General features: G+C 74.1%; 21 protein-coding genes. 11 read left to right on the top strand and 10 right to left on the bottom strand.

All coding sequences use genetic code 11. The annotated features are described in order from the left end of the window. Window positions 1–96: 96 nt before the first annotated feature. Window positions 97–1,005, bottom strand: coding sequence for an SDR family NAD(P)-dependent oxidoreductase (locus tag BLW76_RS20930; protein WP_091309959.1), 909 nt, complete (start codon window positions 1,003–1,005; stop codon window positions 97–99). Window positions 1,006–1,135: 130 nt separating this feature from the next. On the opposite strand from BLW76_RS20930, the gene BLW76_RS20925 reads away from it, so the two are divergent. Beyond that, window positions 1,136–1,807: a TetR/AcrR family transcriptional regulator gene (locus tag BLW76_RS20925; protein WP_091309956.1), complete on the top strand. Its 672-nt coding sequence runs from the start codon at window positions 1,136–1,138 to the stop codon at window positions 1,805–1,807. A gap of 96 nt (window positions 1,808–1,903) precedes the next feature. Here the strand turns inward: BLW76_RS20925 and BLW76_RS20920 are convergent, their stop codons facing one another. Further along, the gene (locus BLW76_RS20920) at window positions 1,904–2,797 is read right to left on the bottom strand and encodes a LysR family transcriptional regulator (RefSeq protein WP_091319638.1); all 894 of its coding nucleotides are present in this window, start codon (window positions 2,795–2,797) and stop codon (window positions 1,904–1,906) included. A gap of 83 nt (window positions 2,798–2,880) precedes the next feature. Here BLW76_RS20920 and BLW76_RS20915 point away from each other — a divergent pair, with 83 nt between their 5' ends. Together BLW76_RS20915 and BLW76_RS20910 are read left to right on the top strand one after the other, a co-directional pair. Further along, window positions 2,881–4,065, top strand: coding sequence for an MFS transporter (locus tag BLW76_RS20915; RefSeq protein WP_091309955.1), 1,185 nt, complete (start codon window positions 2,881–2,883; stop codon window positions 4,063–4,065). 32 nt (window positions 4,066–4,097) lie between these two features. Further along, entirely contained in the window at window positions 4,098–4,775 is a 678-nt protein-coding gene (locus tag BLW76_RS20910; protein ID WP_091309953.1) for an alpha/beta fold hydrolase, read from the top strand. 1 nt (window position 4,776) lies between these two features. On the opposite strand, the gene BLW76_RS20905 is transcribed toward BLW76_RS20910, so the two are convergent. After that, window positions 4,777–5,547, bottom strand: a complete 771-nt coding sequence (locus tag BLW76_RS20905; RefSeq protein WP_091309951.1) for a maleylpyruvate isomerase family mycothiol-dependent enzyme — start codon at window positions 5,545–5,547, stop codon at window positions 4,777–4,779. 105 nt (window positions 5,548–5,652) lie between these two features. Here BLW76_RS20905 and BLW76_RS20900 point away from each other — a divergent pair, with 105 nt between their 5' ends. After that, complete coding sequence (locus tag BLW76_RS20900) at window positions 5,653–7,281, top strand: long-chain-fatty-acid--CoA ligase (protein WP_091309948.1); 1,629 nt, start codon at window positions 5,653–5,655, stop codon at window positions 7,279–7,281. On the opposite strand, the gene BLW76_RS20895 is transcribed toward BLW76_RS20900, so the two are convergent. From BLW76_RS20895 to BLW76_RS20870, 6 genes are read right to left on the bottom strand one after another with little or no spacing between them, the layout of a single operon-like run. Then, window positions 7,191–8,099, bottom strand: a complete 909-nt coding sequence (locus BLW76_RS20895) for a glycoside hydrolase family 5 protein (RefSeq protein WP_091319636.1) — start codon at window positions 8,097–8,099, stop codon at window positions 7,191–7,193. The two genes, BLW76_RS20900 and BLW76_RS20895, sit on opposite strands and share 91 nt — an antisense overlap. 24 nt (window positions 8,100–8,123) lie before the next feature. Beyond that, entirely contained in the window at window positions 8,124–9,530 is a 1,407-nt protein-coding gene (locus BLW76_RS20890) for an amidase (RefSeq protein WP_091309947.1), read from the bottom strand. An 11-nt stretch (window positions 9,531–9,541) separates the two neighbouring features. Beyond that, window positions 9,542–10,225, bottom strand: coding sequence for an ABC transporter ATP-binding protein (locus tag BLW76_RS20885; protein ID WP_208613346.1), 684 nt, complete (start codon window positions 10,223–10,225; stop codon window positions 9,542–9,544). Beyond that, window positions 10,225–11,880, bottom strand: coding sequence for a branched-chain amino acid ABC transporter ATP-binding protein/permease (locus BLW76_RS20880; RefSeq protein ID WP_091309944.1), 1,656 nt, complete (start codon window positions 11,878–11,880; stop codon window positions 10,225–10,227). The genes BLW76_RS20885 and BLW76_RS20880 overlap by 1 nt, the downstream gene beginning before the upstream one ends. Beyond that, window positions 11,880–13,073, bottom strand: a complete 1,194-nt coding sequence (locus BLW76_RS20875; RefSeq protein WP_091309942.1) for an ABC transporter substrate-binding protein — start codon at window positions 13,071–13,073, stop codon at window positions 11,880–11,882. Before BLW76_RS20875 ends, BLW76_RS20880 begins: the two co-directional genes overlap by 1 nt. Continuing rightward, on the bottom strand, window positions 13,040–13,909 hold the full coding sequence (locus BLW76_RS20870; protein ID WP_167384667.1) for a branched-chain amino acid ABC transporter permease: 870 nt from the start codon (window positions 13,907–13,909) through the stop codon (window positions 13,040–13,042). The genes BLW76_RS20875 and BLW76_RS20870 overlap by 34 nt, the downstream gene beginning before the upstream one ends. Before the next feature lie 117 nt (window positions 13,910–14,026). Between BLW76_RS20870 and BLW76_RS20865 the strand changes: the two genes are divergently transcribed. From BLW76_RS20865 to BLW76_RS20850, 4 genes are all read left to right on the top strand, one after another. Further along, a complete protein-coding gene (locus BLW76_RS20865) occupies window positions 14,027–14,986 on the top strand; it encodes an AraC-like ligand-binding domain-containing protein (RefSeq protein WP_091309937.1) in 960 nt (319 codons plus the stop codon). Window positions 14,987–15,099: 113 nt separating this feature from the next. Continuing rightward, window positions 15,100–15,933, top strand: coding sequence for an ABC transporter ATP-binding protein (locus tag BLW76_RS20860; RefSeq protein ID WP_091309935.1), 834 nt, complete (start codon window positions 15,100–15,102; stop codon window positions 15,931–15,933). A 20-nt stretch (window positions 15,934–15,953) separates the two neighbouring features. Further along, window positions 15,954–16,931 (top strand): ABC transporter substrate-binding protein, encoded by a 978-nt coding sequence (locus tag BLW76_RS20855; protein WP_091309933.1) that lies wholly within the window; start codon window positions 15,954–15,956, stop codon window positions 16,929–16,931. Window positions 16,932–16,933: 2 nt separating this feature from the next. Next, entirely contained in the window at window positions 16,934–19,018 is a 2,085-nt protein-coding gene (locus tag BLW76_RS20850; protein WP_341866494.1) for an iron ABC transporter permease, read from the top strand. Between the two features lie 75 nt (window positions 19,019–19,093). Here the strand turns inward: BLW76_RS20850 and BLW76_RS20845 are convergent, their stop codons facing one another. After that, a complete protein-coding gene (locus BLW76_RS20845; RefSeq protein WP_091319630.1) occupies window positions 19,094–19,927 on the bottom strand; it encodes a TIGR03620 family F420-dependent LLM class oxidoreductase in 834 nt (277 codons plus the stop codon). Window positions 19,928–20,024: 97 nt separating this feature from the next. Here BLW76_RS20845 and BLW76_RS20840 point away from each other — a divergent pair, with 97 nt between their 5' ends. The 3 genes from BLW76_RS20840 to BLW76_RS20830 all read left to right on the top strand — a co-directional run bounded on the left by BLW76_RS20840 (window position 20,025) and on the right by BLW76_RS20830 (window position 22,708). Continuing rightward, window positions 20,025–20,933, top strand: a complete 909-nt coding sequence (locus tag BLW76_RS20840) for a LysR family transcriptional regulator (protein ID WP_091309931.1) — start codon at window positions 20,025–20,027, stop codon at window positions 20,931–20,933. 68 nt (window positions 20,934–21,001) lie between these two features. Then, window positions 21,002–21,640 (top strand): DJ-1/PfpI family protein, encoded by a 639-nt coding sequence (locus BLW76_RS20835; protein ID WP_091309928.1) that lies wholly within the window; start codon window positions 21,002–21,004, stop codon window positions 21,638–21,640. 51 nt (window positions 21,641–21,691) lie between these two features. Further along, window positions 21,692–22,708, top strand: coding sequence for a LacI family DNA-binding transcriptional regulator (locus BLW76_RS20830; RefSeq protein ID WP_091309926.1), 1,017 nt, complete (start codon window positions 21,692–21,694; stop codon window positions 22,706–22,708). Window positions 22,709–22,838: the final 130 nt, after the last annotated feature.

The following is a 22,838-nucleotide window of genomic DNA, read 5'->3' as shown; positions in this document are numbered from 1 at the left end:
CCACTCGCCGAGAGGCGACCCCCGTACCGACCTCAAGCCACCGCTTCCGCTCGCAGGTCTCCCCCACCCTTCGCCGAGCGGAGGCGGTTCTTCTTTTCACCCCACCGGGAACTTCACGCCGGTGAGCTCCTCCGAAACCGTCCAGAGCCGGCGCTGCACGGCGGCGTCGTAGGACTGCGCGCTGGAGGCGACCACCTGCGGGCGTCCGCGGTAGCCACCCGGGCCGGCGGGGCCGTAGTACTGGCCGCCCAGCGCGGCGGGATCGGTGGCGGCGCGCAGGATCGGGAGGGCGCCGCGCTCCGAGCTCTGGGTGAAGAGCGGGGCCACCACCGGGAAGAGCACGCGGGCCACCGCCGGGGAATTGCGCATCAGCTCGGTGCGGGCCACGCCCGGGTGGGCGGCGATCGACGCCGTCGTGCCGTGCGAGGCGAGGCGGCGCTGCAATTCGTAGGCGAACATCAGGTTGGCGAGCTTGGCCTGCCCGTAGGCCGCGACGCGGTCGTAGGAGTTCTCCCACTGCAGGTCGTCGAAGTGGATTCCGGCACGGATGCGGTGGGCGATGCTGGCGACCGTCACCACGCGGGAGCCTTCGACCGGCAGCAGCTGGTCCAGCAGCAGGCCGGTCAGCGCGAAGTGCCCGAGGTGGTTGGTGCCGAACTGCAGCTCGAAGCCCTCGCGGGTGGTCTGCTTCGGCGGGTACATGACGCCGGCGTTGTTGATCAGCAGGTCGATCTTCGGCAGCGAGGCGCGCAGGTCGGCCGCGGCGGCCCGGACGGACTCCAGCGACGCCAGGTCCAGCTGCTGCACGGTGACGTCGGCGGCCGCGCCGAGCCGCGCGGCCGCCTGCTTGCCCTTTTCGACGTCGCGGACGGCGAGCACCACCGTCGCGCCGCGCTCGGCCAGCACCTTCGCCGTGTCGAACCCGAGGCCGGTGTTGGCTCCGGTGATCACCGCGACGCGGCCGCGCTGGCTCGGGACGTCCCGTTCGGTCCAGTTCTCGCTCATGGCAGTCCTCCTGGGGTCACGGCCCTTTCGGACCGCCGGTCTGTTATGCACCCGACGCTAAGGAACCGTCGGTCTATTGTCAAGAGACTGCCGGTCTTCAATTTCGCGCGCCGGGCGTTACGCTGATCTCATGACGTTCCAGCGGGCGCGCAGCGCGGAGCAGCGGGAGGAGCGGCGCCGCACGATCCTCGACACGGCGCGGAAGATGCTCGACGAGATGCCGGTGGCCGAGGTCAGCCTCAACGAGCTCAGCCGCCGGGTCGGCCTGGCCAAGTCGAACGTCCTGCGCTACTTCGAATCCCGCGAGGCCGTGCTGCTCGAGCTGCTGGACAGCGCCCTGCACGACTGGCTGGCCGAGGCGACCGGCGAAGTGGCCGAGGGCGTCGACCCGGACCGCCCGGCGCGGGAGCGGGCCGAGGCCTTCGCGGCGGTCGTTTCCCGGTCGCTGGCGCGGCACACGGTGTTGTGCGACCTCATCGGCGCGCAGGCGGGTGTCCTGGAGCACAACGTGTCCACCGACGTCGTGGTGCGCTTCAAGCGGTCCGCGCTGGGCAGCCTGGACACGATGGCCGGGCTGCTGCGCAGCGCCGTCCCCGAGGTCGGCGACTCGGCGGCGTCGGTGTGCCTGCTGGGCATGATCCTGGCCGGCAGCCTGCAGACCCACTGCCGCCCGTCCCCCAGCGCCCTTGCGGCGTACGCGGCCGACCCGGCGCTGGCCGCGCTGCACCTGGACCTGGCCCCGGCGTTGACGCAGGGACTGACGCTCCTGATCACCGGGGCCATGGCGGCACAAATGCCGTGAACCGTGCTCGCCCGCCCGGGCAGCTCCGCCCACGGCAGCAGCACCAAGCTCACCGACGCCGCCGCCGCGGCACGGGCGCTGATCCCCGGCTGATCGTCACATCCGCGCGGCGAGGTCGCGCGCGACCTCCACGGCGATCTCCCGGGTCCGGATCGCGAGCGGCGATTCGGTGCGCCCGGCCGGCCAGTACAGCGACAGCTCCCGGGTCGGCGACGGCGTCAGCGGGTGGATGCTCAGCTGCTCGTCGGACCAGGCGTCGTGGCCGTGCAGCGCCAGCCACGGCAGCACCGCCCAGCCGATACCCGCGCGCACCATCGACAAGAGCGTTTCGTGGCCCGTCGTGCGGAAGACGAACTCCGGCCGCGCGCCCGCGCGGGCGAACGTCCGCTCCAGCCACCGCTGGTGGTACGTCGGCGGCCAGGCCACCATCGGCACGCCGTCGAGCCGCTTCACCCGGACCGGCCCCGCCGGCACCGCGTCCGCGCGCGTCACCAGGAGGTACGGCTCGTCGAGCAGCTTGACGTGCTCGACGTCGCCGGCCACCGGGCCGTCGTGGAACAGCAGGTCGCGCTCGCCGAGCCGCGGGTCGTCCGGTGCCACGTCCGAGAGCCGGATGTCGCAACCGGGGTGCTCGGCCAGCAGCCGGCCGATGACCGGCGGCAGGATCAGGTTCGACACGCTCTGGAAGGTGCCGATGTCGATCCGGCCGTGGCCCGCGCGGAACCGGCCGACGGCGTCGGTCAGCGTCTCCGCCTTCGCCAGCAGCTCGCGGCCGTGGGCCAGGACCACCTCGCCGAGCGGGGTGATGCGGACCGGCCGCGGCCCGCCGGGGCGGTCGAAGACCGGGCCGCCGACGGCCTTCTCCAGCGCGGCGATCTGCTGGCTCACCGACGACTGGGTGTAGCCGAGCCGGGTGGCCGCGTGCCCGAACGTGCCCTCCTCGGCGATGGCGGCCATGGTCCGCAGGTGACGCAGCTCGAAGTCGGCCATGGCGTTGAACATAGCCGCTGGCGATCGATTCGATCGGAAATCATCGCTTTTCGTGATGCTCCGGCGAACCTAGCGTGGTTCCCATGACGACGACCACACTCGCACCGGCGGCCCGGCCGCGCCTGCCCCACCTCGTCCGGGCCCTGGCGGCCACGCACTTCGTCGGCCGCGCCGGCGGCGTGGTGCGGTCGTTCCTGGTGCTGTACCTGACGCAGGCGCAGCACCTGTCCCCGGCGACCGCGGGCTCGGTCGTCGCGGCCGTCGGCCTCGGCGACATCGGGTCGCAGCTGCTCGGCGGCTGGCTCGGCGACCGGATCGGCCGGCGCAACACCATGCTCGCCGGGTTCGTGGGCGGGGCCGTGGCGCTCACCGCGCTCGGCTCGGCGGATTCCCTGCCGGGGATCTGGGTGGCCGCCGTCGCGGCCGGGCTGACGCTCGAGCTGTTCCGCCCGGCCGGGTCGGCCGCGGTGGCCGATCTGCCGCCGGAGCAGCGGATCCGCGCGTTCGGCGTGCTCTACTGGGCGGCCAACCTCGGCTTCTCGGTCGCCACGGTGCTGGCCGGCGTCCTGGCCAAGCACGGCTACGGGATCCTGTTCTGGATCAACGTTTCGGCGTCACTGGCCGCCGCGCTGATCGTCTGGCTCCGGGTCCCGGAAACCCGGCCGACCGGGTCGGTGCGCCCGCGGCAGGCGCTGCTGCCCGCCGTGCGGCGCGACCGGCTGATGCTCGCGATGCTGGCCCTGCACGTCGGCTACTTCACGGTGTTCCTGCAGACGTTCACGACGTTGCCGCTGCTGATGACGGCCGCCGGCCTCGGCCCCGGGACGTACGGCGTGGTGCTGGCCCTGAACGGCATCGCGGTCGTGGCGCTGCAGCCGTGGGCGGTCCGGCTGCTCGCCGGCCGCAACGGCGCCGCGGTGTCGGCCGTCTCGATGCTGCTGGTCGGGCTCGGCGCGGCGCTCGGCGCGGTGAGCCAGGGCACCGCGGGCTTCGCCGTGTCGGTGCTGGTCTGGACCCTCGGCCAGATCGGGATCGCCGTCCGCTTCGGCGACACCTTCGCCGACCTCGCGCCGGCCGAGCTGCGCGGCGGGTACCTCGGCCTCGCCTCGACGACCTGGAGCATCGGCGCTGTCCTCGGCCCGCTGGCCGGCACCGCACTGCTCGAAGCGGCCGGAGCGACGGTCCTCGGCGCGGTGTGCGCCATCGCCGGGATCGTCTTCTTCGCCGCTCAGCGAGCGCTCGCGCCGGCCCTGCGCCGACGCCACTGACCCCCGCACCACCACTACGGAAAGGCAGATCCATGAGCACATACGTCCTGATCCACGGCGGCGGAGACGTCGGCTGGTCCTGGCACCTGGTCGCCGCCGAGCTGCAGCGCCGCGGCCACGAGGTGGTCGCGCCCGACCTGCCCGGCGACGACGACTCGGCCACGCTCACCGACTACGCCGACGCCGTCGTCGAAGCCGTCGGCGACCGGACCGACGTGGTCGTCGTCGGGCACTCCTTCGGCGGCTTCACCGCGCCGCTGGTCGCCGACCGGCTCGGGGCCGGGCTGCTCGTCATGGTGGCCGCCATGATCCCCGCCCCCGGTGAAGCGCCCGGCGACTGGAACCGGAACACCGGGTGCGACGAAGCCGTGCGGGCCCAGGCCGCGCGCGACGGCGGCCGCACCGGGCACGCGGACCCGCACGTCAGCTTCTACCACGACGTCCCGCGTGCCCTCGCGGACGAAGCGCTGGGCAAGGAACGGGCCCACCCGTCCCCCGCCGCGATGCGGGAGCCGTGGCCGCTGGCCGCGTGGCCGGCCGTGCCCACCCGGTTCGTGCTGTGCAGCGAGGACCGCTGCTTCCCGCCGGACTTCTTCCGCAGGCTGGCGGCCGAGCGGCTCGGCGTCGTCCCGGACGAGATCGCCGCCGGGCACTGCGTCGCCCTCGGCCACCCGGCCGAACTGGCGGAACTCCTGGAAAGCTACCGGTGAATCAGAAGCCGGGGAACACGCGGCGCAGCTCCTCCAGCGTGACCCCGCCCTCGACCGTGACGCCACCGTCGTACGGCGGCTTGAGGCGGCCGCTGATCAACCGGACGAAGGCTTCCGCCGGGCCGTCGAACGTCGCCGTCGGCGCCTCCAGGTGGTCGACGACGGTGACCGCGTCGTCGATCACCAGCCCCGCCCCCGGCACCGCGAGGGACACCGGCTTCGCGAGCTCGGCGGGCTTCGCGAGGAAGCCGAGCATGAAGCCCAGCGGCCCGGTCATGAGGTCGACCAGCACCGCGGCCGAGCCGGCGTCCACGCCCGCCGGATCGAAGGCCACGCGCACGTCCCACGAGTGGTTGGCCACCTCGCTGAGCCGCATGCCCAGCGCGGTCACCAGCGGGACCGGCTCCGGCAGGAAGCCGAGGTCGACGGTCAGCGACGAGCGCTGCTCGGGCGTGAACGCCTCGACCGTGGCCAGCCAGCGGGCGTTGTGCTCCAGGAAGCCGTCGGCCTGCGCCCGCGGCGCCGAGGCGTCCCAGCGGGCCCAGATCGTCTGGTTGTCTTCGGCCGCCACGGTCTCCCCGGCGGCCCGCGCGAGGGGCGCGCGGCCGATTTCCGCGCCGCTGCCGAGGTGGGACAGTGCCTGGGCGACGGTCCAGTCCGCGGCGCCGCTGGTCGTGGCCAGCTGCTCGTCGGTCAGGGTGCGGACCAGGGCGGCGAGGGTGTCGTGCTCGGCGCGCAGGGCGGCGATCGTGCGGTCCAAGAGTGAGGTCATGTGACGCACAACTCCCGGCGGGGCGCCGGTGTTCCACGGATGGACCCGGCCGCGGGCAGCGTGCTAGAACTAGAACGTGTTCCACTTCTGACCGGAGGCGTGCGGATGGCCGTCCCGACCGTGACCGAGCTCCTGCTGGCCCGCGCCGGGGACGACCGCCCCGGCCTGCTGTTCGAGGACGAGACGTACACGTGGGCCGAGCACGTCCGGGCGTCGGCGTGCCAGGCGACCGCCCTCCGGACGGCGTTGCGGCCGGGCGAGCCGCCCCACGTCGGCGTCCTGGCCGACAACGTCCCGGCGTTCTCGATCCTCCTGGGCGCCTGCGCGTTCGCCGGGGCGGTGCTGGTCGGGCTCAACCCCACCCGGCGCGGGGCCGCGCTCGCGCGGGACATCCGGCTCGCCGACTGCCAGTTCGTCTTCGCCGAGGAGAAGTACCGGCCGCTGCTGGCCGGACTGGACCTCGGCGGGATCGAGGTGCGGGACCTGGCCGCGCACCCGGCGGCGGACGACCCGATCGAGCCCGTCCCGGCGACGGCCGAAGACCTGCTCATGCTCATCTTCACCTCCGGCACCAGCGGCGACCCGAAGGCCGTGCGCTGCACCCACGGCAAGATCGCGTTCCCCGGCGCGATGCTCGCCGAGCGGTTCCGGCTGTCCACAGCGGACACCGTCTACGTCTCGATGCCGCTGTTCCACTCCAACGCCGTCATGGCAGGCTGGGCGGTCGGGCTCGCGGCCGGCGCCGGCATCGCCCTGCGCCGCCGGTTCTCCGCGTCCGGCTTCCTGCCCGACGTGCGGAAGTTCGAGGCGACCTACGCCAGCTACGTCGGCAAGCCACTGTCCTATGTGGTCGCCACCCCGGCACGCCCGGACGACGCGGACAACCCGCTGCGCCTCGTCTACGGGAACGAAGGAGCGGGCGCGGACCTCGCCGCGTTCGAGAAACGCTTCGGCTGCAAGGTGATCGACGCGTTCGGCTCCACCGAGGGCGGCGTGGGGTTCGCCCGCACCGACGACACCCCGCCCGGCTCGCTCGGCAGGCCGGCCGAGGACGTGGCCATCCTGCACCCGCACACCGGTCGGCCGTGCCCGCCGGCCGAGTTCGACTCGGGCGGCCGCCTGACCAACGCCGAGGAAGCCGTCGGCGAGCTGGTCAACACCGCGGGCGCCGGCTGGTTCGCCGGGTACTACCGGGACCCCGCTGCCGACGCGGACCGGCTGCGCGACGGCCGGTTCCACACCGGCGACCTCGCCTACGCCGACGCCGCCGGGTTCTGCTACTTCGCCGGCCGGCTCGGCGACTGGCTCCGCGTCGACGGCGAAAACCTCGGCACCGCACCGATCGAGCGCATCCTGCTGCGGCACCCGGCGATCACCGACGCCGCGGTCTACGCGGTGCCCGACCCGGTGACCGGGGACCAGGTGATGGCCGCCGTCGTCACCGACGGCACGCTGGACGCCGACGGGTTCGGCCGGTTCCTCGCCGCCCAGCCCGATCTCGGGCCCAAGCAGGTGCCCCGGTACGTGCGCAGCGTCCAGGAGCTCCCGCGGACGTCGACGTTCAAGGTCCTCAAGCGCCGGTTGTCCGCCGAGGGCCCGCACTGCCCCGGCGACGTCTGGGAGCGCGCGGGGAAGGACATCGCCTACCTGCCGAGCAACGCCCTGCGCAACGGCTCACGCCAGGCGGCGAGCTCCGGGTCGAACGCCCCGAAGTCGGTGCCGAACTCCCAGTAGGCCCAGCTCAGGCCCAGCCGCTCGGCTTCGGTCCGGACGAAGGCCGTCCACCGCGCCCGGGCAGCCATGTCGGCCGCCGAGAAGGCCCCGAACTCGCCGAGGAAGACCGGCAGCCCCCGGTCCCGTCCCCACTCCGCAACTCTGGCCAGGTCGTCCCGGACGGCGTCCTCGTCGGCGGGAGTGCCCCAGCCGCGCCCGAGCCACCGTTCGGCACCCGGGACCCAGCCGGCGTTCTGGTGGGTGAACTCGAAGGGGGCGTAGTAGTGGACGGTGGCGACCAGGTGGTCGTCGTCGGGCACGGCGAGGGCGGGCAGCGCGTCCGGGCTGTTCATCTCGGCCGCCCCGACGATCACGGTGCGCTCGGGACAGGCATCCCGGACGACGGCGAGCGCCTCCGCGAGGAGGGTGTTCCAGCGGTCCGCCGTCAGCGCGTCGCGGGGCTCGTTGAGCAGTTCGAAGCAGAGCCGGTTGTCGTGTCCGGCGTAGTGGACCGCGATCTGCCGCCAGAGCGCGAGAAAGCGGGGCCGGTGCTCCTCCGGCGCGGCGCAGAGCTCGCTGTAGTGGTGGACGTTCAGCACGACCTGCAGGCCCCGGTCGAGCGCCGCGGCGGCGCCCGCGTCGACACGCCGGAGGAAAGCCGGATCGATCGTGTACGGCGGCGCGGCGGCGGCATGCGCCGACCACCGGGCCGGCAGCCGGACGGTGTCGAAACCGGCCGCGGCGACCGCGTCGAAGTACCGGTGTTCGAGCGGCAGCCGGGGGCCGCCGTCCAGCGCGTCGAGCGCGTTGCCGAAGTTGATGCCCCGCCCCAGGTTCACCGGCGCCACTGTAGCGAAGCCGGGTCACTCCAGCACCGCGTGCCGCCGCGTCCAGCCCACCAGGGGTTCCAGTGCCGAGGCCAGCCGGATCAGCACCGCCTCCTCCCACGGCCCCGCCACGAGCTGGGCACCCACCGGGAGGCCGTCGGACGAGGTGTGGACCGGCAGGGAGATCGCCGGCAGGCCCGTCACGTTGCAGAACGACGTGAACGAGATCATCTGCATCTCCGTCAGCCGCAGGCCGCCCGGGTTGTCGACGGCTTCCTGCAGGACCGAGCCCACGAACGGGGGGCGGCACGCGATCGTGGGGGTCAGCAGGACGTCGAAGTCGCGGCCCCACTGCGCGACCACGCCGCGGGTTTCCTCCTGCAGCAACAACGACGCCCGCACGTACGTCCCGGAGTCGCGGCTCTTCGCCCGGTCCATCCGGTACCGCAGCTGCGATCCCACCAGCGCGGGCTCGTCGTAGGGCATGGCGGCCACGGACGCGTCCAACACCGTCTGCGCGTAGGCCGTCCAAGCCTCCTCGCTGAGGAACTCCGGTTCGACCGGGTAGACGTCGTGGCCGAGGGACTCCAGCAGCCGGGCGGCCTTCTCCGCGGCCTCGGCGCACTCCGGGTCGACCGGCATCCCGGTGGGCGACGCGGTGAGCAGGCCGATCCGGAGCCGGCCCGCTTCGGCGCCGACCTCGTCGAGGAACGGCCGCCGGGGTGCGGGCGCCTGGTACCAGGCCAGGCGGTCGGGGACGGACATCACGTCGAGCAGCGCGGCCGCGTCGCGGACGTACCGGGTGATCGCGCCCTCCACCGTCGCGTGCTCCCAGGCCGCGACCGGCTGCGGGATCCGGCCGCGGCTCGGCTTCAGCCCGACCAGGCCGCAGCACGACGACGGCACCCGGATCGACCCGCCGCCGTCGGAGGCGTGCGCGACCGGGGCCAGGCCCGCGGCCACCGCGGCCGCCGCTCCCCCGCTCGACCCGCCCGGGGAGTACGCGGGCTGCCACGGGTTGCGCGTGGCGCCGAACCGCTCGTTCTCGGTGGTCGTCAGCAGCCCCATCTCGGGCGAGTTCGTCCGGCCCATCAACAGGAATCCCGCGTCCAGCAGCCGGGTCACCACCGGCTCGTTCCCGGACCGCGGCGCATCCGAGACACCCAGCGAGCCGTACGTGGCGGGCTGGCCGTCGACCTGGGTCAGCTCCTTGATCGGGATCGGGACGCCGTGGAACGGCCCGAGCGGGCCGCCGTCGGTCACGGCCTGTTCCGCGGCCTTGGCGGCGGCGCGCACGTCCTCGTCGTTGCGCCACACGAAGGCGTTGATCCCGGGGTCGTACCGGTCGATCCGGGCGAGGTAGGCGTCGGCGATCTCGACCGGGCTCAGCTCCCGGCGGCGGACGGCGGCGGCGAGGTCGGTGGCGGAGCCGAAGGGGTCCACGGGAAGTCCTTTCAACGCAGCATCAGCAGTTCGTGGCAGCGCCGCCGGGTTTCGGCGGCGATCGGGGTGTCGAGGACCAGCCGTCCCGACTCCATGAGCAGGACCCGGTGGCACCAGTCGAGGGTCCGGTCGGGCTGCTGGTCGACCACGAGCACCGCCACCCCGCTCGCGGCGACCCGCTGCAGCGCGGCGACGACGTCGGTGACGACGGACGGCTGCAGCCCCTGGGTGAGCTCGTCGACGACGACCAGGCGCCGCCCGGCCAGCAGCGCCCTGGCGATGCCGAGCTGCTGCTTCTGACCGCCGGACAGGGTGCCCGCGGGTTGCCGCCGTCGTTCGGTGAGCAGCGGGAACAGCGCATGGACGTCAACGGCCGGGGCGAACGACCGCCGCGTCGCCAAGGCGAGGTTCTCCTCGACGGTCAGGGTCGGGAACACGCCGCGGTCCTCGGGCATGAGCGACGCGCCCAGCCGGGCGAGGACGTCCGGGCGGCCCGGCGGCACCGGACGCCCGGCGAAGGCGACCTCGCCGCCCTGGCGGTCCGCGAGGCCGAAGACCGTGCGCAGCAACGTCGTCTTGCCCATGCCGTTGCGGCCCAGGAGCGCGACGATTTCCCCGGTGCCGACGGCGAAATCCGCCTCGCGGACGACGTTCGCCTGGCCGTAGCCGCCGGAAAGTGCGGTGACCGTCAGCATCAGCTCGCTCCCAGGTAGGCCTGGCGCACGGCGGCGTCGGCGACGATCTCGTCCATCGAGCCGTGGGCGATGACGCGACCCTGGTGCAGCGCGGCGACGTCGTCGGCGAGCCCGCGGACGATCTCCATGTCGTGCTCGACCACGAGCATCGCGCAGCCGGTGTGCGCGATGACGTCCCGCAGCGCGCGGACCAGCTGCCGGGCGTCGTCCGGGCCGAGCCCGGCCGCCGGCTCGTCGAGCAGCACCAGCCGGGGCGCGCCGGCGAGCACCATCGCCAGCTCCAGGCGGCGCCGGTCCGCCAGGGCGAGGGTGCTCGCGACGGCGTCCTCGTCGGCGGCGAGGTCGCGGTACTCGGCGGGCAGCTCGACGGCGGCCGGGGCGCCGAGGCGGGCCAGCCGGATGTTGTCGGCGGGCGAGAGCTCCCCGATGACGCTGGGGATCTGGAACATCCGCCCGACGCCGAGCCGGACCCGGTCGTGCACCGGCAGCGCCGCGACGTCCCGCCCGAACAGGCGCACACTCCCGGCGTCGGCGGCGAGCTGGCCCGCGACGATCGCCAGCAGCGTGCTCTTCCCCGCGCCGTTCGGCCCGATCAGGCACACGCAGCGGCCCGGCGGCACGGCGAGGTCCACGCCGTCGAGGACGGAGACCGGGCCGAACGACTTCGAAACTCCCCGCAGGACGAGGGCGGGGCCGTCGCTCGGGGGCACCGGCCGGGGCCGGGGTTTCGCCCGGGGCAGGGTGACCGCCGGCCTGCCCCGCCGCAGCCAGGCGCGCGCGGTGCCGGCGATGCCGCCCGGCAGCACCTGGACGACGAAGACGAACACCGCCGCCAGGCCCAGGACGTACCAGCTCTGCCAGGAACTGCCCAGCAGCTGCTGGCCCGCGGTGAGGACCACCGCGGCCAGGAACGGGCCGAGCACCGACTCGCGGCCGCCGACCGCGAGCCACACCAGCACGCTCGTCGACAGCGCCAGCCCGAACACCGGCGGCGAGACGAGCCCGGCGACCGGCGCGTAGAGCGCACCGGCCACAGTGGACACCGCCGCGCTCAGCGCGAACGCGATCGTGCGCACCCGCTTGGTGTCGATGCTGGTCTGCTCCGCCCGTTCCGGGTTCCGCGCCGCGGCGACCAGCCGCGCCCCGAACCGGCCGCGCAGCAGCCACACGCACAGGGCCACCAGGACGGCCGCCACGACCAGGGTCCGGTAGTAGCCCGTCACAACCCCCGTGTCGGACACCGACAGCCCGTTCGACCCGCCGGTGACGGACGTGAAGCTGGTCGCCGCCTTCTGCAGCAGCAGGCCGATGCCGAGGGTCAGCAGGATCAGCGGCGCGTCCGGGACGGCGGAGGCCAGCCCGATGCCCGCGACCAGCAGGGCGATGACGACCGAGACCACGATCGCCGGGCCCAGCGTCGGCACCGGCGGCCAGCCGTGGTCCTGGCCGATCGCGACGGCGTAGGCACCGAGGCCGAAGAACGCGGCGTGGCCGACGCTGAGCAGCCCGGCCCGGCCCCAGGCGAGGTCGAGCCCGAAGGCGAACAGCCCGTAGGCCAGCCCCAGCGTCAGGATGGCCAGGGTGAACGCGCCGAGCCCGAACGGCGCGGCGGCCAGGAGCACGGCCAATGCCGTGATGGCAAGGACTTTGCGCATCAGCAGCCGGTCCGCGGGACGGTGTCGGCGACCGGGCCGAACTTCGCGGCGACCGCGTAGCCCTGCGGCGTGATGGCCGCCTCGGTCATGTCCGCCTGCAGGATGTGGTTGGCCGGCGCGAAGTGCGTCCCGGTGCCCAGCGGCGAGTCGTAGCGGAACGAGCCGATCTCGCGGTTGAGGGCCACCGGGTCGGTGCCCGCCTTCGCCGCGGCGGCGAGCACGAACTGGACGCCGAAGTAGGCGCTGCCCGCGACTTCCGGGATCGGCGCGGTCCACTGGTACTTCGCCCGGTAGTCGTCGACGAACTGCCGGCTCGCCGGATCGGCCATGCCGTCGGCCCACCGGACGGCGTGGCTCCGGCCCGTGGTGAGCGCGCCGAGCGCCGGGAAGTAGTCCGAATCCAGGGGTGCGCCTTCGAAGCCGAGCTTGTCGGTGAGCAGGCCGAACTGCTGGGCCTGCTGGCTGAACGCGATGGCGTCCGCGCCGACGACCATCGACAGCAGGACGTCCGGCCGCGCCGCCTTGAGCCGGGCGATGACCGGCTGCCAGTCCGTCTGGCCCAGCGGGCTGTACTCCTCGGCGACGACCGTGCCGCCGTTCGCCGTCGTGAACTCCTTGGCCAGCCCGGCGTAGATGTGCGGGTAGTTGTAGTCCGAGCCGACGATCGCGACCCGCTTGCCGTGCTTCTGCAGCAGCTTCGGCACCATCGGGGCGAGCAGCTGCCGGGTCGACTCGCCGAAGCCCCACTGGTAGGCGCGGCACTGCTCGGGGTCGCCGAGGATCGCGGTGAAGAACGGGATCCTGCTGTCGTCGGACACCTTGGCGACGGCCTCGGCCGTGTCGCCGGTGATGGTGCCGAACAGCGCCGTCACCTTGTCCTGCTGGATGAGCCGGCGGGCGAGCTGCGTCGAGTTGGCCGGATCGCCGGCGTCGTCGACGACGACGAACTCGACGTTCTTCCCACCGACCCCGCCGGCGGCGTTGACCTTCGCGACCCCCAGCTCGAACCCCTGCCGCAGCGCGGCACCGGACTGGGCGATCGGGCCGGTGAGCGGCACGATGACGCCGATCTTCAGCGGCCCGCCCGCGGCACCGCCTTCGGAGGCGGAGATCGCCGCGCCGGCACAGCCGGTGACGGAGAACAGGGTCAGCGCGGCGATCACGCAGACCGGACGACGAAACGGCGGGACCATGAAACGAACCTCCGGAGAGCGGGCCGCGAGCGCAGCGCGGCGATACCGATGACGACGACGTAGAAGAGGGCGTCCGCGACGACGTCGGACAGCCAGGTGCGCAGCAGCACGGCCAGCGCGGACACCCCGAGCGCGGCCAGCGCCGCGGTGGCGAGCGAACCGGGCCGGCTGAACAGCAGCGCGAAGAAGGTCGGCACGAGCAGGCCGAACCCCATCGACGGGCTCACCGCGAGTGTCGGGCTGTAGAGCGCCCCGGCGAGCACGGCCAGCAGCCCGCCCGCGACGAACGCCGTGGTGCGCAGCCGATGCGGGTCGGTGCCGAGCAGCCCGGCCATCGCCGGGTTGTCCGCGACCGCGCGCAGCGTCAGGCCCCAGCGCGTCCGGTACGCGGCGAGCAGCACCAGGCCGACGACCACGACGGCGACGAGCGCGCAGACCAGCCGGTAGGCCGGACCCTGCGTGCCGAGCACGGCCACCGAGCCGGTCACCGGCGCGGCGACCGAGCGGGGCGTGGCCCCGAACGCCACCTCCGCGAGCTGGCGCAATGCCATGCCCACGCCCCAGGTCACGAGCATCGCGCCGAGGCCGTCGGCGAGCGAGCGCCGCAGCAGCGCGCGTTCGACCAGCACGAGCAGCGGGACGGTCGCGGCGAGGACGAGCACCACCCGCCAGGAGAAGGCGAACCCGGTCAGGGTGGCCGCCGCGTAGGCGCCGATCATGGCGAAGTCGCAGTGCGCCAGGTTCACCACCCGCATGGCGGCGAAGACGATCGCGATCCCCAGGGTGAGCAGGCCGTAGAGCCCGAACTGGCTCAGGATCGCCAGGAGCACGTCCACGCGCCACCTCCTCGACTCGGTTCGGGGTAGCATCCGCGGATCGCGGTGCTGGAAGTGGTGCGTGCGCGCACAGCATTGGTCAGCGAGTGCACTCTCACCGCGGCCGAAGGAGGCGCCGTGCCGACGGAACCCACGGACGACGGGTCGCTCGTCTACGGCTACCTGAACACCGCGGCACCGCGGCGCGGCCGCGCGGGCGACGCCGTGGTGGTCAATTCACCGGGTACGGCTTACGAAGCGGAACTTCGGCCGTACCGCTTCGGCCCGCTCAGCGCCTGCGAGATCACCGGCGACCAGGACGTCCTGGTGCGCCCGTGGCGCCCGGGCGGCGAGAACAGGCTGGTGGCGGGCGTCCTCCTCGACGGCGACGCGCGGCTGGAGCAGAATGGCCGCGAAACGAGCGCCGGCCCCGGCGGGTTCCTGCTCTACACCGGCGACCGGCCGTTCCGGCTCGGCATCCGCGGGCCGTACCGCTACTTCGTGGTCGACTTCGAAGGGTCGCCGCTGTCGCTGGCCCAGGCGGTCGTCCGCCAGGTCATCGCCAACGGGCAGGTCGCCCAGGCCCCGGCGGCCCGGATCTTCGCCGCCACCCTCGCCGAGTTCGCCGACCAGGCGGCCCACCTCGACCCGGCGACCGGCCGGGAGCTGGGCGAGCACGTCGTCTGTCTCCTGCGCACGGTGCTCCGGAGCGCACCGCGCGCGGAGGCGAACTCCGACGGCCTGTTCGCCCGGGTCCTGGACTACGTCGAGGCCCACCTCGGCGACGACCTCGGCCCCGGCGCGATCGCCGCGGCCCACCACATTTCGGTGCGCTACCTGCACAAGCTGTTCCACGACGCGGGAGACACGGTGGGCGGCTACATCCGGCGCCGGCGCCTCGACCGCATCCGCGGCCAGCTGGCCGACCCCGGCCAGGCCCGGCGTTCGGTGGCCAGCCTCGCCGCCGAGTGGGGCATCGCCGAGGCGAGCCACTTCAGCAAGCTGTTCCGCGCCGAGTTCGGCGTCTCGCCCCGGGAGTACCGCGAAGCCGCCCTCGGGGGCAGTTCGCCGTCGCGGGTGGCCGACCGGATGTCATGAAAGAGTCGTTCATGACGTCCGGCGTCATGAACGACTCTTTCATGACGGCTGAGCCGGTGTGCCGGTCGCCACAAACCGGATGACTTAGGCAAGCCTGCCCTTATTGTCCTCCCGTGTCCCTTGTCCCCCGCCCCGACGGCGCCGGTGTCCACGCGCACGAGATCGATGTCGCCTACGGCAGCGACGTCGTGGTGCGTGCCGCGTCGCTGTCGCTGCATGCCGGCACCGTCACCGCGTTGATCGGCCCGAACGGCAGCGGGAAGTCGACGCTGCTGCGGGCGCTCGCGCGGCTGCACCCGCCCGCCGCCGGCTCGGTGGCCTTCGCCGACGGCGCCGACCTGCGTGCACTGTCCGGAAAGGACATCGCCAAGCGGATCACCCTGCTGTCGCAGCAGCGAACCGCGCCGGGTGGTGTGTGCGTGCGGGAGCTCGTCGAGTTCGGCAGGCACCCGCACCGGTCCCGCTGGGGCGGCCGCGATCCCGGCGGGCCCGCCGCCGTCGAACGGGCGCTGGCGCTGACCGGCCTGGCCGGCCTCGCCGACCGGCCGGTGCAGGCCCTCTCCGGCGGGCAGGCGCAGCGCGTGTGGCTCGCCGCCTGCCTGGCCCAGGACACCGCGCTGCTGCTGCTCGACGAACCCACGACCTTCCTCGACCTGCGCTACCAGGTGGAGATCCTCGACGTCGTCCGCGACCTCGCCGACTCCCACGGCGTCGGGGTCGGCGTGGTCCTGCACGACCTCGACCAGGCCGCGGCGGTCGCCGACCGGGTGGTGCTGCTCGAGGGCGGCCGCGTCACCGCCGAAGGCGAGCCCGCCGACGTGCTGACGGCCGACAACCTCACCCGGGCCTACGGCATCCGCGTCGACGTCGTGCGCGATCCCGCCGACGGGCGGATCCACACCCGCGCGGTCGGCCGCTTCAACGACGCCCGCGCCACCTCGGCCTGACCCATCGAAACAGGAGAACCATGCGCATCACCCGAACGCTTCTCGGCCTGACCGCGGCCGCCACGTTCTTCGTGGCCGCCTGCGGCACCACCGAGGAGCCCACGCCCAACGCCGCCGCCACCGCCGGCACCGGCCCGGTCACGGTCGTCGACTCGCGCGGCAAAGAGGTCAAGCTGCCCGGCCCGGCCAAGCGCGTCGCGGCGACCGAGTGGAACGCCGTGGAGCACCTGGTTTCGCTGGGGGTCATGCCGGTCGGCGTGTCCGACATCAAGGGCTACGGCCAGTGGGTCAGCGCCGAAAAGCTGGACGGCACCCCCAAGGACATCGGCACCCGCGGGGAGCCGAGCCTCGACACGCTGGGCTCGCTGGGGCTGGACCTCGTCGTCGTCACCGACAGCGTGACCGAAGGCGCGCTGGAGCAGATCGAGGCGAAGGTCCCGGTGATCGTCATCAACGGCGGCAACGCCAAGGACCCGATCGCCGGGATGTACGCCAACCTGGACACGATCGCGAAGGCCACCGGCACCGAGGCCAAGGCCACCCAGCTGAAGGCGGAGTTCGAGCAGAAGCTCACCGCGGGCAAGGCCGAGGTCGAGAAGCTGGGCGCCCTGGGGCAGAAGGTGGCGTTCTCGGACGCCTACGTCACCTCCGGCGCGGTCAGCATCCGGCCGTACACCAAGGGCGCGCTGGTCTCCGCGGTGTTCGCCAAGCTCGGCCTGGAGACCGCCTGGCCGATGGACGGCGACGCGGTCTACGGCCTCGCGCAGGCCGACGTCGAGGGCCTGACCAAGCTGCCCGACGTGCGGTTCTGGTACATCGCCAACGCCGCCGACGGCGACCCGTACCAGCAGCAGCTGGCGGGCAACGCGATCTGGCAGAACCTCCCGTTCGTCAAGAGCGGCAAGGTGCACCGCTTCCCGGACTCCCTGTGGATGTTCGGCGGGCCGACGTCCATGGCGCAGTTCGTCGACGCGGCCGTCGCCGCGCTCAAGAAATAGCCGTGGTCACCCTGACCGAGCCGCCCGTGGCCGCCGTCCGGCGACCCGGGCGGCTCGCGCTCCTGGGCACCGGGCTCGCCGCCCTGCTCCTGCTGGGTTCGGCCGTGCACCTGACGCAGGGCACGGCGAACCTGGACGCGCTCGACGTGCTCCGGCTGGTGTTCGGCGGCGGGACCGGGGACACCACCGCGATCGTCGTCGAGTCGCGGCTGCCGCGCCTGCTCGCCGCCCTGGTCGTCGGGGCCGCGCTCGGCGTGGCCGGCGCCGTGCTGCAGTCGGTGTCCCGCAACATCCTCGCGTCGCCGGACACCCTGGCCGTCAACGCCGGTGCGCACCTGGCGGTCGTCGCCGTCGCGGCGTTCGGCGTCTCGCTGCCCCTGCTCGGCGCCACCGGGGTCGCGTTCGCGGGCGGGCTGGCCGCGGCCGTGTTCGTGCTCGCGCTGGCCGGCACCGGCGGCACCGGGATCGTGCGGCTGGTGCTGGCGGGCACGGCGATCGCCCTGGCCCTGGTCTCGGTGACCCAGGTGCTCCTGCTGCTGTACGCCCAGGAGACCCGCGGCCTGTTCGCCTGGGGCGAGGGCTCGCTGGAGCAGAACGGGCTCGGCGGCGTCCGCACGCTCGGTCCCCTCGTCGGCCTGGCGCTGGCCGCGCTGCTCGGCATGGCCCGGCGGCTCGACCTGATCCACGTCGGCGAGGACCACGCCCGGACGCTGGGTGTCCACGTCGGCCGGGTCCGCTTCGCCGCGATCGCGCTGGCCGTGCTGCTGGCCGCGGCGGCGGTGACACTGGCCGGCCCGATCGGGTTCGTCGGCCTCGCCGCGCCGGCACTGGCGCGGCTGCTCGCCGCCGTCGTCCCTGGCCTGCACCGGCACACCGCGCTGATCCCGTTCTCCGCGGCGCTGGGCGCGGCGCTGCTGCTGGGTGCCGACGTGCTGCTCCGCACGATCATCAGCCCGCAGCGCGCCCTGGAGGTGCCGACCGGCGTCGTCACGACGATCCTCGGCGCGCTCTTCCTCGTGGTGCTGGCGCGCACCGCCCGGATCACCTCGGCGACCGCGGAACCTCCCGCCGCCGGCGCGCGCAGCGGGGTGAGCGCGCTGCGGTACCGCGTGGTGCTGGGCGTGCTGGCGCTCGCGGTGGTCGCCGTCGCCGTGGGCGCGGTCCTGCTCGGCGACGCGAAACTGCTGCTGGGCGACGTCGTCAACTGGGTCACCGGGCAGGCGGGCCCGATCGTCACCGGCGTGCTGGACACCCGCGTGCCCCGCGTGGTGGCCGCGCTGCTGGCGGGGGCGGCACTCGCGCTGGGCGGCGCGCTCACCCAGGCGGTCGCCCGCAACCCGCTGGCCGAGCCGGGGATGATCGGCGTGGTCGGCGGGGCGGGCCTCGGCGCGGTCACCGTGATCACGCTGGTGTCCGGGGTCGGGTTCTGGACCCTGACCGGCTCCGCGGGCCTGGGCGCGGCCCTGGCGATGGCGCTGGTCTTCACGGTGGCGGCCCGGGGCGGCTTCACCAGCGAACGCCTGGTGCTGATCGGCTTCGGCGTGCACGCGGCGGCGCAGGCGCTGGTGACGCTGCTGATCACGCTGTCCGACCCGTGGAACGAGACCAAGGCGCTGACCTGGCTGGGCGGCTCGACCTACGGCCGGACGTTCACCCACCTCGTGCCGATGGCGCTGGCCCTGCTGCTGGTGGTGCCGGTGCTGGTCCGCATGCGCCGCGAGCTCGACCTGCTGGCCCTGGACGACGAGACACCGCGCGTGCTGGGCGTGCCCGTCGCCCGCTCGCGGTTGCTGCTGCTCTCGTGCGCGGTCCTGCTGACCGGCGCGGCGGTCGCGGGCATCGGCGTGCTGACGTTCGTCGGCCTGGTCGCCCCGCACGCGGCCCGCGCGATCGTGGGCAGCCGCCACGCCCGCCTCCTCCCGGCGGCCGCCCTGCTGGGCGCGATCCTGGTCGGGGCGGCCGACACCGCGGGCCGCACGCTCATCGCCCCCGCCCAGCTCCCGGCCGGCCTGATGACGGCGGTCATCGGAGCGCCGTACTTCGTGTGGCTGCTGTACCGGCACCGCGCGACCGGCCGGGGCCGCTGACGGCGGCCCACGCCGGCCCGGCCGGGGCGGGGTGCGCGGCACGCCGATCGCGCCCGGCCGGGAACGCTGACCCGGTTACCCCGGCAACCCCCGCACAGCCGAGCCGACCGCACGCAGCACACCGATCGGGTCCTCGCCGACGGCGTGCACCCCGACGTGATCCGCCCCGGCCGCCAGCTCCGCGCGAATCCCCTCAGCCACCGCCGTCGCCGTGCCGTGCAGCACCAGTGCGTCGATCAGCCGGTTGCTGATCGGGTCCGTGAGGTCCTCGTCGGTATAGCCGATGCGGCGGAGGTTGGCCGCGTAGTTCGCGATCCCCAGCATCGGACGCACCGCGGCCCGTCCGGTCTCGCGGGCCCGGTCGGCGTCGGTGTCCAGCAGCACGCCGTGGCCGGGTAGCACCAGCTTGCCCGGGCCGAGGGCCGCCCGGGCGCGTCGTGTGTGCTCCGGTGTCACTTGGAGCGTCAGCGTGCCCGCGGCGCGGTCGGCCGCCAGGCGGAGCATCCGGGGCCCGAGTGCGGCCAGCAGCACGCGGTCGGCGGGGACGCCGGCCGCCGCCAGCGTGTCGAGGTAGCTCGCGACCTTCGCCACCGGGGACGCGTAGCCGGCGTCGGTTTCGCGGTGCCCGGCGCCGATGCCGAGGAAGAGCCGGTCGGGGTGGTTCGCCGTGATCCGGTGGTAGGACGCCGCCGCGGTCTGCGCGTCCGCCTGCCACACGTTGAGCACGCTGGTGCCGACGACGATCCGGCCGGTGGCGTCGAGCAGCCGCTCGGCCGTGCGGAGGTCGGCCGACGGCGACGCGGCCAGCCAGACCGCGCCGTACCCGGCCTCCTCCAGCGCGACGGCGTCCGCCGCCGTCGCCTCGGCCGCGGGCAGGTAGGCGCCGAGCAGTCCCAGTTCGATGGTCATGATCACGACTTCAGCACCGGACCGCGTCGCGAACCAGACGCAGCCGCCACGTGCTGCGATAAGCCCGCCTTATCATCGGGGCCATGGAGTTGAGGGCATGGAGTTGAGGGCACTGCGGTACTTCGTCGCCGTCGCCGACGAGCTGCACTTCGGCCGGGCCGCCGAGCGGCTGCACATCGCCCAGCCCGCCGTCAGCCAGCAGATCGCCCGGCTCGAACGGGAACTCGGGGTCCGGCTGTTCGACCGGTCGCCCCGGCGGGTCCGGCTCACCGCGGCCGGGGAGCGGGTGCTCGACGCCGCCCGCGCCACGCTCGCCGCGGCCGACCAGGTGCAGCTCGCGGCGAAGCAGGTCATGACGACCGTGCGGCTCGGCACCGCCGCCGGCCTGACCGCCCGCCTGGAACGCGGGATCGACGCCCTCCGCGAGCGGGCCCCGGACTTCGCCGTGGTGCTGGTCGACCTGCCGGTCGAGGCCCGGCTCAACGCGCTCCGGCAGGGCGAGCTCGACGTCGCACTCGCCCGTGGCGTGCGGTCCGCGCCCGGCCTCACCGTGCGGCCGGCCTGGACCGAGCGCCTGTTCGCGGTGGTGTCCCGCCGGCACCCGGCCGCGGACCGCCCGGCCGTCGGCCTGGCCGAGCTGGCCGGCGACACGCTGCGCGTCCCCGCCCGCGAGCACGACCCCCGGCTGCACGACGCGGTGGTACTGGCCCTGCGAGAAAGCGCGTCGTGCCCGGCGGCGGGCCGGCCGGCGGGCACCCTGCAGGACACGATCGTCGAGGTCGGCTCGGACCCGCGGAGCTGGACGGTGCTGCCCGCCGACCAGGTCGCCGAAATCCGCTCGACCCGGGTCCGGGCGGTCCCGCTCGACCCGGCGATCACGATCGACGGGAGTGTCGTCGTCGCCGCGGGGCACGCGGACAACGCGGCCGAGTGCGTGGTTTCGGCGTTCCGGGACGCACCGTCCACAGTGGAGGGCGTGGCGGGATCCAGGCGCCCTGTGGCGTGATCGCCGCTGGTTCCCGCGCCGGCCGGTGCCCAGCATGGACGGGATCACCGCAGGCGAAAGGAACCCCGATGTCCCACCCGCTGGCCCAGTTCGTGCTCTTCGACGGCTTCGACCCGCTCGACGTCGTCGCGCCGTACGAGGTCCTGTCCGCCGGACGCGAGTTCCTCGGCGGCGAACTCGACCTCGTGTTCGTCTCCGCCGAGGGCGCCCGGGACGTCGTCTCCGGCACGCCCGGCATCACCCTCCCGGCCACGGCCGCCTGGGATCCCGGGGCACCCGGGTACGTCGTGGTGCCCGGCGCGTCCGGCCCGGCCGACGCCGTCCCGGTGCTGCTCGGCCGGTTCGCCGCGAGCGCCGCGGTGCCGCTGCTGCGCCGGTGCCTGGCCGAACCCGCCGTCACGGTCGCGGCGGTGTGCGGCGGCTCGCTGGCACTGGCCATGGCCGGGCTGCTGGCGGGCCGCACGGCCACCACGCACGTCCTCGGGATCGGCGCGCTCGCAGCCACCGGCGTCACGGCGGTGCGCGCCCGCGTCGTCGACGACGGCGACCTCGTCACGGCCGGCGGCGTCACCTCCGGCCTCGACCTCGGCCTGTACCTGCTCGAACGCGACTTCGGGCCGCGGATCGCGCACGCCGTCGAGGAACTGTTCGAGTACGAGCGCCGCGGCACGACCTGGACCGGCCGCGGCCGCGTCCCGGCCGCCTGAGGCGGAGCCGGGCGCTTTGACGCCGGGTTCCGCACCGACAACGATGGCACCGTGACCCGACGTTCCTCCGCCTCGCTCAGCATCCGTGACGTCGCGGCCGCCGCGGGGGTCTCCTACCAGACCGTGTCACGGGTGCTGAACGAGTCGCCCAACGTCAACGCCGGCACCCGGCAGCACGTCCTCGACGTCATCGACCGGCTCGGCTACCGGCCCAACCGGGCGGCCAGGGCGCTCGGCTCGGGGCGGGCGAACGCGGTGACCGTCGTGATCGCCGACACGACCCTGTACGGCTATGCCTCCACCCTGCGCGGGATCGAGGAAGCCGCGCGCCCGCGGGGCATCGCGGTCGGGGTCCGGGTGGTCGAGTCCGACCGGCCCGACGACGTGCGGCACGCCGTCGAGTACGTGACCGACCCGAACGCGGGCGGCATCGTGGTGGTCGCCTTCGACGCGGCCGGCGCCGGAGTGCTGCGGGCCCTGCCCCCGGACGTCCCGGTGGTAGCCGCGACGGAGGCGGGCGGCCTCGGCGACGTCACCCGGCCGATGATCTTCCTCGACGAGCGGCAGGCCGCCGCCGACGCGACGAAGCACCTGCTGGACCTCGGACACCGCACGGTGCACCACGTGGCCATCCCGTCGGAGACCGGCACGAGCGCCCGCCAGACGGGCTGGCGCGGCGCGCTCGAAGCGGCGCGCGTGCCGGTCCCGGAGGTCCTGTCCGCGGGGTGGGACGTGCGGTCGGCCTACCTGGCCGGCCAGGTCCTCGCGGTCGATCCGGCCGTGACGGCGATCCTCTGCGGCAACGACGACACCGCGATGGCCGTCCGCCGGGCCCTGCACGAAGCCGGCCGGGACGTGCCCGGCGACGTGAGCATCGTCGGGTTCGACGACGTGCCGGGCGCGGCGTACTGGACACCGGCGCTGACGACCGTCCGGATGGACTTCGTGGCGCTCGGGCACGCGTGCCTGGCCGCACTGGCGGCGGAGCTCACCGGGGTCGCGCAGCCGGCGGTCGAGCTCGCCGCGCCGTCACTGGTGATCCGCGAATCGACCGCGGCCCCGCGCTGACCACCCCCGGAGTGTTCGTAACAACAAGGTAACGCGGGCTTTTCAGCCACCCCGCCGACCAGTCACACTGCTGGCCTGCGATTGTGACCGGTCACATAAGCCGTGAGCAGCAGAAATGTCCATCGCACGA

The sequence above is a fragment of the Amycolatopsis tolypomycina genome, from assembly GCF_900105945.1.
GTDB lineage: Bacteria > Actinomycetota > Actinomycetes > Mycobacteriales > Pseudonocardiaceae > Amycolatopsis > Amycolatopsis tolypomycina.
This window is presented reverse-complemented; position numbering and strand designations above follow the sequence as displayed.